The sequence below is a fragment of the Agrobacterium sp. ST15.13.015 genome (genome assembly GCF_027871645.1).
GTDB classification, from domain to species: Bacteria; Pseudomonadota; Alphaproteobacteria; order Rhizobiales; family Rhizobiaceae; genus Agrobacterium; species Agrobacterium leguminum.
Map to the genome: position 1 here is coordinate 15,992 of NZ_JAQAHF010000019.1, position 13,559 is coordinate 29,550.

General features: G+C 61.5%; 11 protein-coding genes and 2 pseudogenes. 11 read left to right on the top strand and 2 right to left on the bottom strand.

The window, feature by feature from the left end:
• Nucleotides 1-61: 61 nt before the first annotated feature.
• From PIB16_RS22935 to PIB16_RS22950, 4 genes are all read left to right on the top strand, one after another.
• The gene (locus PIB16_RS22935; RefSeq protein WP_271046412.1) at nucleotides 62-1,060 is read left to right on the top strand and encodes an ABC transporter substrate-binding protein; all 999 of its coding nucleotides are present in this window, start codon (nucleotides 62-64) and stop codon (nucleotides 1,058-1,060) included.
• A gap of 113 nt (nucleotides 1,061-1,173) precedes the next feature.
• Nucleotides 1,174-2,199, top strand: a complete 1,026-nt coding sequence (locus tag PIB16_RS22940; protein WP_003492136.1) for an ABC transporter substrate-binding protein — start codon at nucleotides 1,174-1,176, stop codon at nucleotides 2,197-2,199.
• Nucleotides 2,200-2,284: 85 nt separating this feature from the next.
• Entirely contained in the window at nucleotides 2,285-4,516 is a 2,232-nt protein-coding gene (locus PIB16_RS22945; RefSeq protein WP_271046389.1) for an ABC transporter permease, read from the top strand.
• Complete coding sequence (locus PIB16_RS22950) at nucleotides 4,513-5,574, top strand: ABC transporter ATP-binding protein (protein WP_078051624.1); 1,062 nt, start codon at nucleotides 4,513-4,515, stop codon at nucleotides 5,572-5,574. Before PIB16_RS22945 ends, PIB16_RS22950 begins: the two co-directional genes overlap by 4 nt.
• A gap of 75 nt (nucleotides 5,575-5,649) precedes the next feature.
• Here PIB16_RS22950 and PIB16_RS22955 read toward each other — a convergent pair whose 3' ends face one another.
• The gene (locus tag PIB16_RS22955) at nucleotides 5,650-7,686 is read right to left on the bottom strand and encodes an NADH:flavin oxidoreductase (protein ID WP_271046390.1); all 2,037 of its coding nucleotides are present in this window, start codon (nucleotides 7,684-7,686) and stop codon (nucleotides 5,650-5,652) included.
• Nucleotides 7,687-7,827: 141 nt separating this feature from the next.
• Between PIB16_RS22955 and PIB16_RS22960 the strand changes: the two genes are divergently transcribed.
• From PIB16_RS22960 to PIB16_RS26730, 3 genes and pseudogenes are all read left to right on the top strand, one after another.
• Complete coding sequence (locus PIB16_RS22960) at nucleotides 7,828-8,469, top strand: TetR/AcrR family transcriptional regulator (protein WP_271046391.1); 642 nt, start codon at nucleotides 7,828-7,830, stop codon at nucleotides 8,467-8,469.
• A gap of 166 nt (nucleotides 8,470-8,635) precedes the next feature.
• Nucleotides 8,636-8,755: pseudogene (locus PIB16_RS26810) on the top strand (DNA-binding response regulator); the annotation flags it as partial.
• Nucleotides 8,715-8,948 (top strand): annotated as a pseudogene (locus PIB16_RS26730) (sensor histidine kinase); the annotation flags it as partial. The pseudogenes PIB16_RS26810 and PIB16_RS26730, both read left to right, overlap by 41 nt.
• A gap of 20 nt (nucleotides 8,949-8,968) precedes the next feature.
• Here PIB16_RS26730 and PIB16_RS22965 read toward each other — a convergent pair.
• On the bottom strand, nucleotides 8,969-9,400 hold the full coding sequence (locus PIB16_RS22965; RefSeq protein ID WP_004433168.1) for a MarR family winged helix-turn-helix transcriptional regulator: 432 nt from the start codon (nucleotides 9,398-9,400) through the stop codon (nucleotides 8,969-8,971).
• 206 nt (nucleotides 9,401-9,606) lie between these two features.
• On the opposite strand from PIB16_RS22965, the gene graD reads away from it, so the two are divergent.
• The 4 genes from graD to graC all read left to right on the top strand — a co-directional run bounded on the left by graD (nucleotide 9,607) and on the right by graC (nucleotide 13,558).
• On the top strand, nucleotides 9,607-10,146 hold the full coding sequence (gene graD, locus PIB16_RS22970; protein ID WP_020810141.1) for an FADH(2)-dependent resorcinol hydroxylase reductase component: 540 nt from the start codon (nucleotides 9,607-9,609) through the stop codon (nucleotides 10,144-10,146).
• Between the two features lie 93 nt (nucleotides 10,147-10,239).
• Entirely contained in the window at nucleotides 10,240-11,469 is a 1,230-nt protein-coding gene (gene graA / locus PIB16_RS22975; protein WP_271046392.1) for an FADH(2)-dependent resorcinol hydroxylase oxygenase component, read from the top strand.
• A 46-nt stretch (nucleotides 11,470-11,515) separates the two neighbouring features.
• Nucleotides 11,516-12,499, top strand: coding sequence for a gamma-resorcylate decarboxylase (tsdA, locus tag PIB16_RS22980; protein WP_059755140.1), 984 nt, complete (start codon nucleotides 11,516-11,518; stop codon nucleotides 12,497-12,499).
• Nucleotides 12,500-12,502: 3 nt separating this feature from the next.
• Entirely contained in the window at nucleotides 12,503-13,558 is a 1,056-nt protein-coding gene (gene graC, locus PIB16_RS22985; protein ID WP_271046393.1) for a maleylacetate reductase, read from the top strand.
• Nucleotide 13,559: the final 1 nt, after the last annotated feature.

Below are 13,559 nucleotides of genomic sequence, written 5' to 3' on the forward strand. Positions count from 1 at the left end.
GAACGGGGAGGTTCCGGGCAGGGAGGCTTAATTGAAAGCATTGACCGCACTTGCGGCGAGCATGGCTTTATGGCTGTGCGGCGCAGGGCATGGCATGGCCGAGCCGAAGTTGAACGTCCTTTGCGGCGTCGACGAGGCCTGGTGCGTGACCATGCAGCGGGCTTTCGAAGCCAGGGCCGGTCTCGAGATTTCGATGGTGCGCAAGAGCACCGGCGAAATTCTCGACCAGATTCGGGCCGAACGATCCCATCCCACTGTCGATGTCTGGTGGGGCGGTACTGGCGATACCCATTTGCAGGCGGGGTCTGAAGGGCTGCTGGATGAATACCGGCCTGTCCATCAGCAGGATTTGCTGCCGTGGGCGCAGAATTTCTCGGTGATGTCTGGATCGCGGTCTGCGGGAATTTATGCCGGCGCGCTGGGCTTTGCTTATAATTCGGAACTGCTTGCGAAGAACAATCTGCCGGCGCCGACCTGCTGGAAGGATCTGGCGAAGGATGTCTATCGCGGCCATATCCTGACCGGCAATCCGAACTATTCAGGCACGGCCTTCACCATGCTGGCCACTCTCGTCCAGCTGTTTGGCGAGGAGGAAGCTTTCGGGTTCATGGCGAAGCTCAACCAGAACGTCGTGGGCTATACCAAGGTTGGTGCTGCACCGGTGAAGGCGGCGGCGCGGGGCGAGGTCCTGATCGGAATTTCCTTCATGCATGATGCGGTGACGCAGAAGATCGAAGGGTTTCCGCTTGTTATCGTCGCCCCCTGCGAGGGCACCGGTTACGAGATCGGGGCGGTCAGCATCGTCAAGGGCAACCGCAATACGGCCCTTGCGCAGGATTTCGTGGAATTTGCGCTGAGCCCGGAAGGGCAGGCGACCGGGGCCGCGGCCGGCCAGAACCAGGTGCCTTCCAACGCCCGGGCGACATTGCCGCTGACCGCACCTGACATATCGATGATCAAGATGGTGGATTACGACTTCGCCACCTTCGGACAGCCGGAAGAGCGAAGTCGGTTATTGAGCCGCTTCGACAGCGAAATCCACCCGAGCCAGACCCAGTAGGGCCAAAACCAACATCCCGAAAAAGACAGCGCGCGCGCCGCAGGCGCCGCGACCGGCAGCGCCATGTCTGCGCGCGGCCCGAGAATTCAGACGCAAGCTACAGGAGGATAACCATGCGACTGACGATACTCTCCACCCTGCTTTTTGCCGGCACGGCACTCAGCGCCGTTTCCGCGCAGGCGGCGGGCGAACTGAACCTGATCTGCTCGGCCGATGTCGTCATCTGCGAACAGATGAAGGGCGATTTTGAAAAGTCACACGACATCAAGGTCAATATGGTGCGCCTGTCTTCGGGCGAGACCTATGCCAAGGTGCGCGCGGAAGCCCGCAACCCGAAGACCGACATCTGGTGGGCCGGCACCGGCGATCCGCACATGCAGGCGGCGTCCGAGAACCTGACGCTCGAATACAAATCACCGATGCTGGACCAGTTGCAGGACTGGGCCGTGAAGCAGGCGGAAAGCACCGGCTACAGGACTGTCGGCGTTTATGCCGGCGCGCTGGGCTGGGGCTACAACACCGAAATCTTCAAGTCCAAGGGTTACAAGGAGCCGAAATGCTGGGCCGACCTGCTGGCACCGGAACTGAAGGGCGAAATTCAGATCGCCAATCCGAATTCGTCCGGCACCGCCTATACGGCGCTCGCGTCGCTGGTGCAGATCATGGGCGAGGATCAGGCGATTGATTATCTGAAGAAGCTCAACGCCAATATTTCGCAATATACCAAATCCGGCTCGGCACCGGTCAAGGCGGCGGCGCGCGGCGAAACGGCGCTCGGCATCGTCTTCATGCATGATGCGGTGGCGCAGACGGCGGAAGGCTTCCCGGTCAAGTCCATCGCGCCCTGCGAAGGGACGGGTTATGAAATCGGCTCCATGTCGATCATCAAGGGCGCCCGCAACCTCGACAATGCGAAGACCTGGTACGACTGGGCGCTGACGCCGGAGGTGCAGTCGCGCATGAAGGATGCCAAGTCCTTCCAGCTTCCCTCCAACAAGACGGCGGAAGTGCCGAAGGAAGCGCCGAAGTTCGAAGACATCAAGCTCATCGACTACGACTTCAAGACCTATGGCGACCCGGCCAAGCGCAAGGCGCTGTTGGAACGCTGGGACCGTGAGGTCGGTGCGGTCGCCAACTGATCTTAACTCTGGCGACAGGCATCCCGGCTTTTTTAGCCGGGGTGTCCGCCACTCTTTCATCGGCATGAAATAAGCGAGGTCGGCCATGACACGTGGCAATCGCAGGCTGGACATCGTCCTGGCGCTCGGGGCTTTTGCCCTCATTCTTCTTCCCTGGTATCGCATCGAAGGCGGCTTTTTCAGCTTCCGCTGGCTTTCCGGATTTTTCTCGTCGGCCAACAATGCGCCCGGTGTGCTGCAAATATTGTCCTATGGAAAACCATGGCTGGTCGGCGTCGTTGTCTTTTTCCTCGCCGCATGCCTTGTCCGGCCTGTAGGCGATCCGATGCGGCGCGGCGGGCTGCTTGCCGTCATCGGCGCTGCCGGGCTCGTTTTCCTCGCCTTGCAGGGGCTGGCCATCGGCTTTAGCGGCTGGAGCTGGACGGTGAGCGAAAACCTCTTCGGCATGCTTGCCGATGGCCAGCCCTCCATGGGTGCCGGTGCCGTCGTCATCTCGTTCGTCTTCGTGCTGCTTTTTGCCTTCGGTCTTGCCGAGCGCGGCGTCATGAAAGGCGACGCCTTCGTCGTCGGTGCCATTTCCGTTCTGGTTTTCCTCGTCACGGTTTTTGTCTTCTATCCGATCGGCAGTATGCTGGTCGCATCCGTTCAGGATTTCGATGGCTCCTTCAATGCCGATGGCTTCATCCGCAATATTCAGGATCCCGGCATCTGGAGCCTTGGCTGCGTGGCGGGCGAAGAGCGTTGCGGCGTCGCCTGGCGGACGCTGTTTCTTGCCCTGATGACCGCCTTCGGCTCGACCGTGCTCGGCCTCGGCTTTGCCCTGATCGCCACCCGCACTCGCTTTCCTTTCAAGAAGGGCCTGCGGCTTCTGACGGTTCTGCCGATCATCACGCCGCCTTTTGTCATCGGCCTTGCTTTGACGCTGCTTTTCGGCCGCGCCGGTGTCGTCACCGAATGGCTTTCCTATCTCTTCGGCATCGAACCGGGCCGCTGGCTTTATGGCATGACCGGCATCTGGATCGCGCAGGTCCTTTCCTTCACGCCCATTTCGTTTCTGGTGCTGATCGGCGTGGTCGAAGGTGTCAGCCCGTCGATGGAAGAAGCCTCGCAGACGCTGCGCGCCGACCGCTGGCGCACCTTCTGGCGGGTATCGCTGCCGCTGATGAAACCCGGTCTCGCCAATGCTTTTCTCATCGGCTTCATCGAGAGCATGGCGGATTTCGGCAATCCGCTAGTGCTTGGCGGCACGCATGGCGTGCTGTCGACGGAAATCTTCTTTGCGGTCGTCGGCTCGCAGAATGATCCCTCCCGCGCCGCTGTGCTTGCGATCATCCTTTTGTGCTTCACGCTTTCGGCCTTCCTTGCCCAGCGTTTCTGGCTGGCAGGCAAGAATTTTGCGACGGTGACGGGCAAGGGTGACAGCGGCGCGCATATCGCGCTTCCGCGCGGCCTGTCCATCGGCGTCCACGCCGTCGTCGTGCCGTGGATGGTCTTCACCATCGTTGTTTATGGCATGATCCTTGTGGGCGGTTTCGTGAAGACATGGGGTCTCGACAATTCCCTGACGCTCGACCACTACCTCCGCGCCTTTTCCGTCAGCTTCTCCAATGGCTCGATTGCCTGGACGGGCGTTGCCTGGAACTCGTTCTGGACGACCATGAAGATCGCGCTGGTTTCCGCGCCGCTCACCGCCGCCGTCGGTCTTTTGACCGCCTATATCATCGTGCGGCAGAAATTCGCCGGGCGGAACCTGTTCGAATTCGCGCTGATGATGAGCTTTGCCATTCCCGGCACGGTCATCGGCGTCAGCTATATCATGGCGTTCAACCTGCCGCCGGTGGAAATGACCGGCTCGGCGCTGATCCTCATCGCCTGCTTCGTGTTCCGCAACATGCCGGTCGGCGTGCGCGGCGGCATTGCGGCGATGAGCCAGCTGGACAAGAGCCTCGACGAGGCCTCGCTGACGCTGCGGGCCAATAGTTTCCGCACCATCCGCAAGGTCATCCTGCCGCTCTTGAGGCCCGCAATCACGGCCGCACTGGTCTATTCCTTCGTGCGCGCCATCACTTCCATCAGCGCTGTCATCTTCCTCGTCAGCGCCGAATACAACATGGCGACCTCCTATATCGTCGGCCTTGTCGAGAACGGTGAATATGGGGTGGCGATCGCCTATTCCTCCATGCTGATCGTGGTGATGATCACCGTCATCACAGGCTTCCAGCTCATTGTCGGCGAGCGTCGCCTGCGGCGCGAAAACCGCGTCGCCGGCCTGCCCTCCGCTTCCTCCGTTCCTCTCGCTCAGGAGAAAACCGCATGATTTCCGTAAAACCCGGCTCCGTCACCTTTCAGAATGTCCGCAAGACCTTCGGCGCCTTCACCGCCATTCCCGACCTGTCGCTCACCATCGAGCCCGGCACGCTGGTCACCCTGCTCGGTCCCTCCGGCTGCGGCAAGACGACGACGCTGCGCATGCTGGCGGGCCTCGAGCATCCGACCTCGGGCCGCATCCTGATCGGCGACAAGGATGTGACCATGCTGCCCGCCAATGAGCGCGATGTCTCGATGGTCTTCCAGTCCTATGCGCTTTTCCCGCATATGACGGCGCTCGACAATGTCGCCTATGGTCTGCAATCCTCCGGGCTGCGCAAGGCGGAAGCGCGGGAAAGGGCGGAAGAGGGGCTGAAGCTCGTCGGCCTTGCCGGCATGGGCCACCGCCTGCCTGCCGAACTTTCCGGCGGCCAACAGCAGCGCGTGGCGGTTGCCCGCGCTCTTGTGCTCGAGCCGCAGGTGCTGCTGCTGGACGAGCCGCTTTCCAACCTTGATGCCCGCCTCCGCCGCCGGGTCCGCACCGAAATCCGCGAATTGCAGCAGCGGCTTGGCTTTACTGCCGTCTATGTCACGCATGATCAGGATGAGGCGCTGGCCGTTTCCGACCGGATCATCGTGATGAAGGATGGCGAAATCGCCCAGTCGGGTGCGCCACGCGATCTTTACGAGGCCCCGGCCTCCGCTTTCATCGCCGATTTCATGGGTGAGGCGAATGTCGTCGGTTGCGAGGTCATTGGCGTTGAGGGCGCCGATGCGCTGATCCGCGTCGGGGGGATCGATCATCGGGTCGCGGCCCGCAACGCCCGGCCGGGTCCCGCAGAGCTTGCGGTCCGCCCCGGCTCGATTTCCATCGGACAACCGGGTGCGCAGGGGCTTGCCGGAAGGGTGCTGCACAGCGCCTATCTCGGCGGTCACGTTGAATATGAGGTGGAAACCGATATCGGTACGCTTTTCATCGTCGACCATGCCGTGGAGACCAGCCTGCCGGCGGCGAGCGATGTGACGTTGGGGTTCAAGAACCGGGGCATTGCCTTGATTCAGGCTTGAAGCCGCTCCTGCACTCAGGATTACATCGAGACAGAGGCAGATTTGTTCTGCCTCTGTGTGTCGGGAACGCCAGCCTCAAATATCCTTCGCCAGACGGAGCGCATCGTAGATCGCCGCATGGGTATTGCGTGCGGCGACCGCATCGCCGATCCGGAAGAGCCGGTAGGCGCCTTCCGGGTTGCGCTCGACCGCTTGGGCCGCTCCTGCAAGCAGGGCGTCGTAGGAGATTTCCCCGAGGTTTTTCGAACCGGGTTTGAGTTCGAAATAAAGGTCGTCCAGCGGGATGGTGCCGTGGTTGACGACGATCTGATCGACGGTTCTCGATTTCGTCACGCCGCCATAATCGCTGCCGACATGGGCTACAAGCTGGTTGCCGTTTCTTTCCGCCGCTTCCAGCCGGTAGGTAACGGTGAAAGTCACATCGCGTTTTTGCAGCGAGCGCATATAGGGAACGAGGTTCATGGCCATGACTTCCGGGGCGAAGGCGCGGTCGGGCGTCATGATCTCCACTTTCGCCCCGGCTTTTGCAAGGAATTCGGCGGCTTGCAGACCGGCATGATCGCCGGCATCGTCGAAAACCAGTACATTCGTTCCCGGCTTGACGTCTCCTGAAATGATATCCCATGCCGAGACGACGAGATCGTTGCCGCTGGAAAGTACATCGGTATGCGGCAAGCCGCCGGTGGCGATGATGACCACGTCAGGGTTCTCCGAAAGAACCGTGTCCGCTTCGGCCCAGTTGTTGAAGTGGAAGGTGACGCCCAGTCTCTCGCACTGGCTCATGCGCCAGTCGATGATGCTGATCATCTCCCGGCGGCGTTCGCTTTGCGCCGTCAGCCGGATCTGGCCGCCGGGATTGTTGGCGGCCTCGAACACGACGACCTCATGGCCGCGTTCGGCACAGACGCGCGCGGCCTCGAGCCCGGCCGGTCCGGCGCCGACGATCACCACCTTCCGGCGTTCCGCCGCTTTGGGTATCTCGTGCGGCATGGTTTCCTCACGGCCCGTTGCCGCATTGTGAATGCAGAAGGCGAGACCGCCCTGATAGATGCGGTCGAGACAATAATTGGCGCCCACGCAGGGGCGAATATCTTCCTCGCGTTTTTCCATGATCTTGCGCACGATATGCGGATCGGTCATGTGGGCGCGGGTCATGCCCACCATGTCCACCTTGCCGGCGGCGATGGCGTGGCGCGCGGTGGCGACATCGGGGATCTTGGCGGCGTGGAATGTCGGGAAACTGGTCGCGGCGCGGATTTCACCGGCGAAATCGAGATGCGGTGCATTGGCCATGCCCTGAATGGGGATGACGTCGGTCAGGCCCGGGTCGGTGTCGATATGACCCCTGATGACATTGAGATAATCGATCAGGCCGCTGTCCTTCAGGCGTCTGGCGATTTCGATGCCTTCTGCCTGTCCGGTGCCGCCCTCAAGACATTCGTCGGCGGTGTAGCGGACACCGAGGATGAAATCGTCGCCCACGCGTTCGCGCATCGCCCTGAAAACGTCGAGACAGAAGCGCATGCGGTTTTCAAGCGGGCCGCCATAGGGGCCGTCCAGTTCGTTGGTCAGCGGCGAGACGAACTGGTCGATCAGATGGCCATAGGCTTCCAGCTCCACCCCGTCCATTCCGCCCGCCTTCATGCGTTCGGCGGCGTCGGCGAAGTCCTTGATGATGCGCTCGATATCCCAGTCCTCGATCTTCTTGGGAAAAGCCCGATGCGCCGCTTCGCGGTGATGGGATGGCGCAAGGATCGGCAGCCAGTCGCCCTTGTCCCAGCGGGTGCGGCGGCCGAGATGCGTGAGCTGGATCATGATCGCCGCACCCTGTTCATGCACGGCGTCGGTCATTTCCCGGATCCACGGGACGATTTCATCCTTGTAGGCGAGCAGGTTGTTGAAGACGGGCGGGCTGTCCTTGGAGACAGCGGCGGAGCCGGCCGTCATTGTGAGCGCAACGCCGCCCTTTGCCCGCTCCACCGTGTAGGCGCGGTAACGCCCCTTCGGCATGCCGTCCTCGGGATAGGCGGGTTCGTGCGAGGTGACGATGATGCGGTTGCGCAGTGTGAGGTGTTTTAGCTGGTAGGGCTGAAGAAGGGGATCGCTCGACATAGCCTGCTCCAAAAGGGTTTCTGTCTCAAGGCTAAGCGGGAATGTACACTTGTGTCAATTTACAAAACACAATTGTCTTTCCTTTTGACATGGGTGTACATCCCGCTTGTCGCGAAGAGACCGATTTGCTACGAACGCGTCATGGACGCGACATTGAACGACACCGGCTGGCGTGGATCGCAGGAGGGGTGGCTTGAGGCTGCCTATCAGGCTTTGCTGGAATCGGGGGTGGATTCCGTCAAAATCCTGCCTTTGGCGAAAAAGCTAAATCTGTCGCGCACGAGCTTCTACTGGTTCTTCAAGGACCGGGAGGAATTGCTGGCCGCGCTTGTCGCCCGCTGGCGGGAAAAAAATACCGGAAGCATCGTCCGGCAATCCGAAGCCTATGCCGAGACGCTGGTCGAAGCCATGCTGAATGTTTTCGACTGCTGGCTGGATCCCGCGCTTTTCGACAGCAGATTTGAATTCGCCGTTCGAAGCTGGGCCCTTCAGTCCGACGAGATTCTTGCGGAGGTTCGCAAGGCCGACGAGATGAGAATGACGGCGCTTGCACGCATGTTCGTGCGGTTCGGCCACAATGAAAACACGGCGGATGTGCGTGCCCGGACCACCTATCTGGTGCAGATTGGCTACATTTCCATGCAGTCCGAGGAAGCTGTTGCGGTGCGGATGCAGAGGATTCCCGACTATATCGCCATCTATACCGGTGAGATGCCGCAGCAGCGTGAGCTTGACCGGTTTTATGCGAGACACGGGTACAGGTCTGCAACGGCGCAACTGTGAGATTTCCGGAGTGACGTCAGCGTACAACGCACGCAATGCCGTCGGCTTATCTGCTGTTGCTGTAAGGTGGTAGAAGTCGAATTGTCTGCCCGCCCTCCTGCAATGTAGCTGCAACATTTCTCGACCAGTGGTGGGGATGGCAAGAATCCATTTCCGGGGGAAGTCATTGCGAATCTTGCTTCTTGAGGATGAACCCGAAATGGCGCGCGCGCTTCTTGAAGCCCTGCGCCGGCGCGATGTGCTAGGATGGACAGGGCAGGCCGCAACTTCCGGCGACGCCGGAGCTGACGGAACTTAAACGGCGCTATCCGAATCTCTGGTTTGTGGTGCGCGAAGCCAATGACATCGTATTGCAATATGGCGCTGTCCCGGGGCGTGCCCTGTCGGCGGTATTTCCCCGAAGTTTTGACCGTGCGCGTCTGGAGGTGGCCGGAACGCTACGCGCCACCGTTGAAAACCGCGATACAGCCGCCGGGCGCTAGTTCGCCGGCTATCGGTATCAGAGGCCGGCAATGTTGCGGCCGATATGGCGCAGTATGCTTTTGAAGAGTTTCACTTCGGCCGGGTCGAGGCCTTCGATTGCGGTTTTTTCGAACATGGCGGCGATGGGCATGAGTTCGTCGGCCAGTTCCTCGCCCTTCGGGGTAAGGGTGATGCGCACGATGCGCGCATTGTCGAGCGGCCGTTCGCGGCTGACGAGGTTACGCCGGACCATCAGCCCCACAAGCCGGGACAGCGTGGAAATCTCCACCGATACCATGTCTGAAAGCTCGGTCAGCGTCTTGCTCTCCTGCTGCCGCAGCGTCGCCAGCACGCGATACATCGGCAGGGTGATGTCATAGGAGGCCAGTCTTACCGAAAAGCGCTCGCCAAGCCGAACGCCCACCCAGTTGAGCAGGTAGGGTACCGAATCGGTGAATTGATAGGACACGAGCAAATCCCCGTTTGAGAACCATCTGCGCAAATGCTGATGTGCGCCTATCGGCTGTACCGGCACAATCCATCCGTTTCAATAGCTTCGCCCCATAAGACGGGGAAATGCGGCTTTCTCCCCCGCACAAAAAATGACAAAAAACATTTGCATTGACAAATATTGCAAACGCAAATAAATAAGAATGCAGGATTTGGGAGGATCTCATGACATCAGCATTGTTTGGCCTGAGCAGCCTTGCGCCTGAAGGCGTCGGTCAGAATTTCCGTTCAACAATGCGTCGTTTTCCGGCGACTGTGACGGTTATCACGGCCTGTGCTTCAGGTGATCAGCGCGATCACGGCATGACGGTCACGGCCGTCACTTCGGTCTCTATGGAGCCGCCGTCCCTGCTGGTTTGCCTGAACAATCGCACCCTGCTGCATGAACTGCTGCTGTGCCGACCCGATTTCATCGTCAATGTGCTAACGCAGGATCAGATTGCCCTGTCGGATGCCTTCAGCGGCAAAGTTTCGCCGGAAGAGCGTTTTCGCGACGGTCAATGGCAGCGCCACGACAATGGCGTTCTCTATCTGCCCACGGCCCATGCCGCCATCGCCTGCCGCCGGGTCGCGGCCATGCCTTACGGAACCCATACCGTCTTCATCGGGCAGGTTGTTTCGGCCGATGTCAGCGAGACGACACGGCCGTTGCTTTACGAAAACGCCCAATATTGCGCCGCAAGCCCCGCGAGCCTGCCCGCCTGATCATTGCCGCCCAGATAATCCCGGCGAGATAACGCCTGGCCAGCAACATCCGGCCGGTAAAGTCCGGCCAGTAAAGTCCGCAAGGAGACAATCATGAACGATATGAGCCATGCGCCGCTGCCGGCGCAAACGAACCCGCGTGCCCGCCTCGCAAGCCGCGTTACCGGCATAACCGATCTTTTCCGGGCGAGCGCCAGACAGACGGAGGAGGCCCGGCGCGTTCCGGCCAGCCACATCGAGGCGCTTCGTGGAATCGGTTATTTCGATATCGTCAAACCCCGCGCCTTCGGCGGCAAGGGCGGTGACTTCGCCGAGCTCGTCGAGGCCAATATCGAGCTTTCGGCCGCCTGTGCGTCGACCGGCTGGGTCGCTGGCCTGCTGTCGGCCCATCAATGGCTGCTGGCGATGTTTCCGGAAGAGGCGCAGACCGATGTCTGGGGTGAAAACCCCGATGCACTGCTATGCGGCTCCTATGCGCCGGTGAAGATGGCGGAGCTCGCGGATGGCGGTTACCGCCTCAGCGGCAAATGGGCCTTCGCCTCGGGCTGCGAGAATGCGCAATGGTCTCTCTGCGCCGCCATCCTGCCGCCGCAGGGCGAGGGAAAGCCGGTTCCGGCCTTCCTGCTCGTTCCCGCGAGCGAATATACCATTGAAGATACCTGGCATGTGGTGGGGCTGGCCGGCACGGGTTCCAAGACGCTCGTTCTCGACGATGTCTTCGTTCCCAAACACCGGGTTCTGACCTTCCCGGACGCGACCAGCGGAAAGACGCCCGGCGGGCATTATTATGCGGAGGAAGGCCTGTTCAACATGCCGCTTCTGACCGGCATTCCCTCCTGTCTCGCGGCGGCAGGCGTGGGCGCGGCCAGGGGCGCGCTTGCGGCTTACGTCGATCATGTCGGCGGCCGGGTGACGCGCGGTGCGGTGGCGGGCGGCAATAATCGCATGGCCGAATTTCCGACCATCCAGCTGCGCGTCGCGGAAGCAGCGGCGAGCGTCGATGCGGCTTGCGAAATATTGCTGCGCGATGTTGCACGCGCACAGGCGCTCTCGCAGGCAAGGATCGAAGGCCGGGCGGAATTTACGGTGGATGACCGTCTTCTCAGCCGTCGCGGTCAGTCCTTTGCGGTGTCTCTCGCTCTGCGCGCCGTGCAGGCGCTCAACGATTCCACCGGCGGCGTCGGGCTCGATCTTTCCAACCCGGTGCAGCGGGCTTGGCGGGATGCGAACGCGGTCGGCCGCCATATCAGCATGAACTGGGACGCCGTGGGCACCATGATCGGCCAGAGCATGCTCGGGCTGGAACCCAAGGGCCAATATTGATCGCCTCTCGGGCGGCAAATCATAGAGTGAATTCGGAGGAAACCACATGCAAGGCAAGGTCGCTCTCGAGGAGCATTTCGCAATCCCGGAAACGCTTCAGGATTCGGCCGGGTTCGTGCCCGGCGATTACTGGAAGGAACTGCAGCACCGCCTGCTCGACATTCAGGATACGCGCCTGAAGCTGATGGATGCGCATGGCATCGAAACCATGATCCTGTCGCTGAACGCGCCGGCGGTGCAGGCCATTCCCGACAGGAAGAAGGCGATCGAGATCGCGCGGCGGGCAAATGACGTCCTCGCCGAAGAATGCGCCAGGCGGCCGGATCGTTTCCTCGCCTTCGCAGCCCTGCCATTGCAGGACCCTGACGCGGCGACGCAGGAGCTTCAGCGCTGCGTCAACGATCTCGGTTTCGTCGGCGCGCTCGTCAATGGTTTCAGCCAGGAGGGCGATGGCCAGACGCCGCTTTATTACGACCTGCCGCAATATCGCCCATTCTGGGGCGAGGTGGAAAAGCTCGATGTGCCCTTCTACCTGCATCCGCGCAACCCGCTGCCGCAGGATTCGCGCATCTATGACGGCCATCCCTGGCTGCTCGGCCCCACCTGGGCTTTCGCGCAGGAAACGGCCGTGCACGCGTTGCGTCTGATGGCGTCCGGCCTGTTCGACGAGCATCCGCGGCTCAACATCATCCTCGGGCATATGGGCGAGGGCCTGCCCTACATGATGTGGCGCATCGACCACCGTAATGCCTGGGTAAAGCTGCCGCCGCGTTATCCCGCCAAGCGCCGTTTCGTGGATTATTTCAACGAGAATTTCCACATCACCACCTCGGGCAATTTCCGCACCCAGACGCTGATCGACGCCATTCTGGAAATCGGTGCGGACCGCATCCTGTTTTCCACGGACTGGCCCTTCGAGAATATCGACCACGCCTCCGACTGGTTCAACGCGACGACCATCGCCGAGGCCGACCGGGTAAAGATCGGCCGCACCAATGCGCGCCGCCTGTTCAAGCTCGACGGGCGCTGAACCATGCAGCCCTTCGTCTATATGGCCGCGCCCGCCCGCATCGTCTTCGGCGCGGGCAGCTCGGCGGGGGTGGCGGAGGAAATCCGCCGCCTTGGCCTGTCGCGGGCGCTGGTGCTTTCCACGCCGCAGCAGAAGGGCGACGCGGAGGCGCTTGCCGCCCGGCTCGGCCGGCTTGCCGTGGGTGTCTTCTCCGATGCGGCCATGCATACGCCGGTCGAGGTGACGAAAAACGCGGTCGAAACCTATCGCGCCGCCAGTGCGGATTGCGTTGTGGCGCTTGGCGGCGGCTCCACCACCGGTCTCGGCAAGGCCATTGCGCTGCGCACCGATGCGGCGCAGATCGTCATCCCGACCACCTATGCCGGCTCCGAGGTGACGCCCATTCTCGGCCAGACGGAAAACGGGGTGAAGACCACCATACGCGGGCCGGAAATCCTGCCGGAAGTGGTGATTTACGATGCGGAACTGACGCTTGGATTGCCGGTCGCCATCAGCATGACGAGCGGGCTGAACGCCATGGCGCACGCGGCGGAGGGGCTTTACGCGCAGGACCGCAATCCCATCGCCAGCCTGATGGCGGTTGAGGGATTGCGGGCGATGATCGAGGCGCTTCCCGGCGTGAAGGCTGCGCCGCAGGATGTCAAGGCGCGCGAGACCGCGCTTTATGGTGCGTGGCTGTGCGGCACGGTGCTTGGCGCCGTCGGCATGTCGCTGCATCACAAGCTCTGCCACACGCTGGGCGGCAGTCTCGATCTGCCACACGCGGAAACCCATGCGGTGCTTCTGCCGCATACCATCGCCTATGTGGAACAGGAGGTGCCGCATCTGCTTGCACCGCTTGCTTCTCTAGTGGGCGGCAGGGCAGGGACGGGGCTCTACGATTTTGCCGCCCGGCTCGGCGCGCCGTCGAGCCTTTCGGCTCTCGGGGTTCGGTCGGACGATCTCGACCGCATGGCGGAGCTTGCAACGGCCAATCCTTACTGGTGCCCGCGGCCAATCGAAAAAACTGCGATCCGCGACCTTTTGCAACGCGCCTTCGAGGGCGCGCGGCCGGAGTGAT

Coding starts and splice junctions, on each gene's coding strand:
- PIB16_RS22935 (WP_271046412.1), top strand. CDS start 62: ATGGCTTTATGGCTGTGCGGCGCAGGGCATGGCATGGCCGAGCCGAAG.
- PIB16_RS22940 (WP_003492136.1), top strand. CDS start 1,174: ATGCGACTGACGATACTCTCCACCCTGCTTTTTGCCGGCACGGCACTC.
- PIB16_RS22945 (WP_271046389.1), top strand. CDS start 2,285: ATGACACGTGGCAATCGCAGGCTGGACATCGTCCTGGCGCTCGGGGCT.
- PIB16_RS22950 (WP_078051624.1), top strand. CDS start 4,513: ATGATTTCCGTAAAACCCGGCTCCGTCACCTTTCAGAATGTCCGCAAG.
- PIB16_RS22955 (WP_271046390.1), bottom strand. CDS start 7,686: ATGTCGAGCGATCCCCTTCTTCAGCCCTACCAGCTAAAACACCTCACA.
- PIB16_RS22960 (WP_271046391.1), top strand. CDS start 7,828: ATGGACGCGACATTGAACGACACCGGCTGGCGTGGATCGCAGGAGGGG.
- graD (WP_020810141.1), top strand. CDS start 9,607: ATGACATCAGCATTGTTTGGCCTGAGCAGCCTTGCGCCTGAAGGCGTC.
- graA (WP_271046392.1), top strand. CDS start 10,240: ATGAACGATATGAGCCATGCGCCGCTGCCGGCGCAAACGAACCCGCGT.
- tsdA (WP_059755140.1), top strand. CDS start 11,516: ATGCAAGGCAAGGTCGCTCTCGAGGAGCATTTCGCAATCCCGGAAACG.
- graC (WP_271046393.1), top strand. CDS start 12,503: ATGCAGCCCTTCGTCTATATGGCCGCGCCCGCCCGCATCGTCTTCGGC.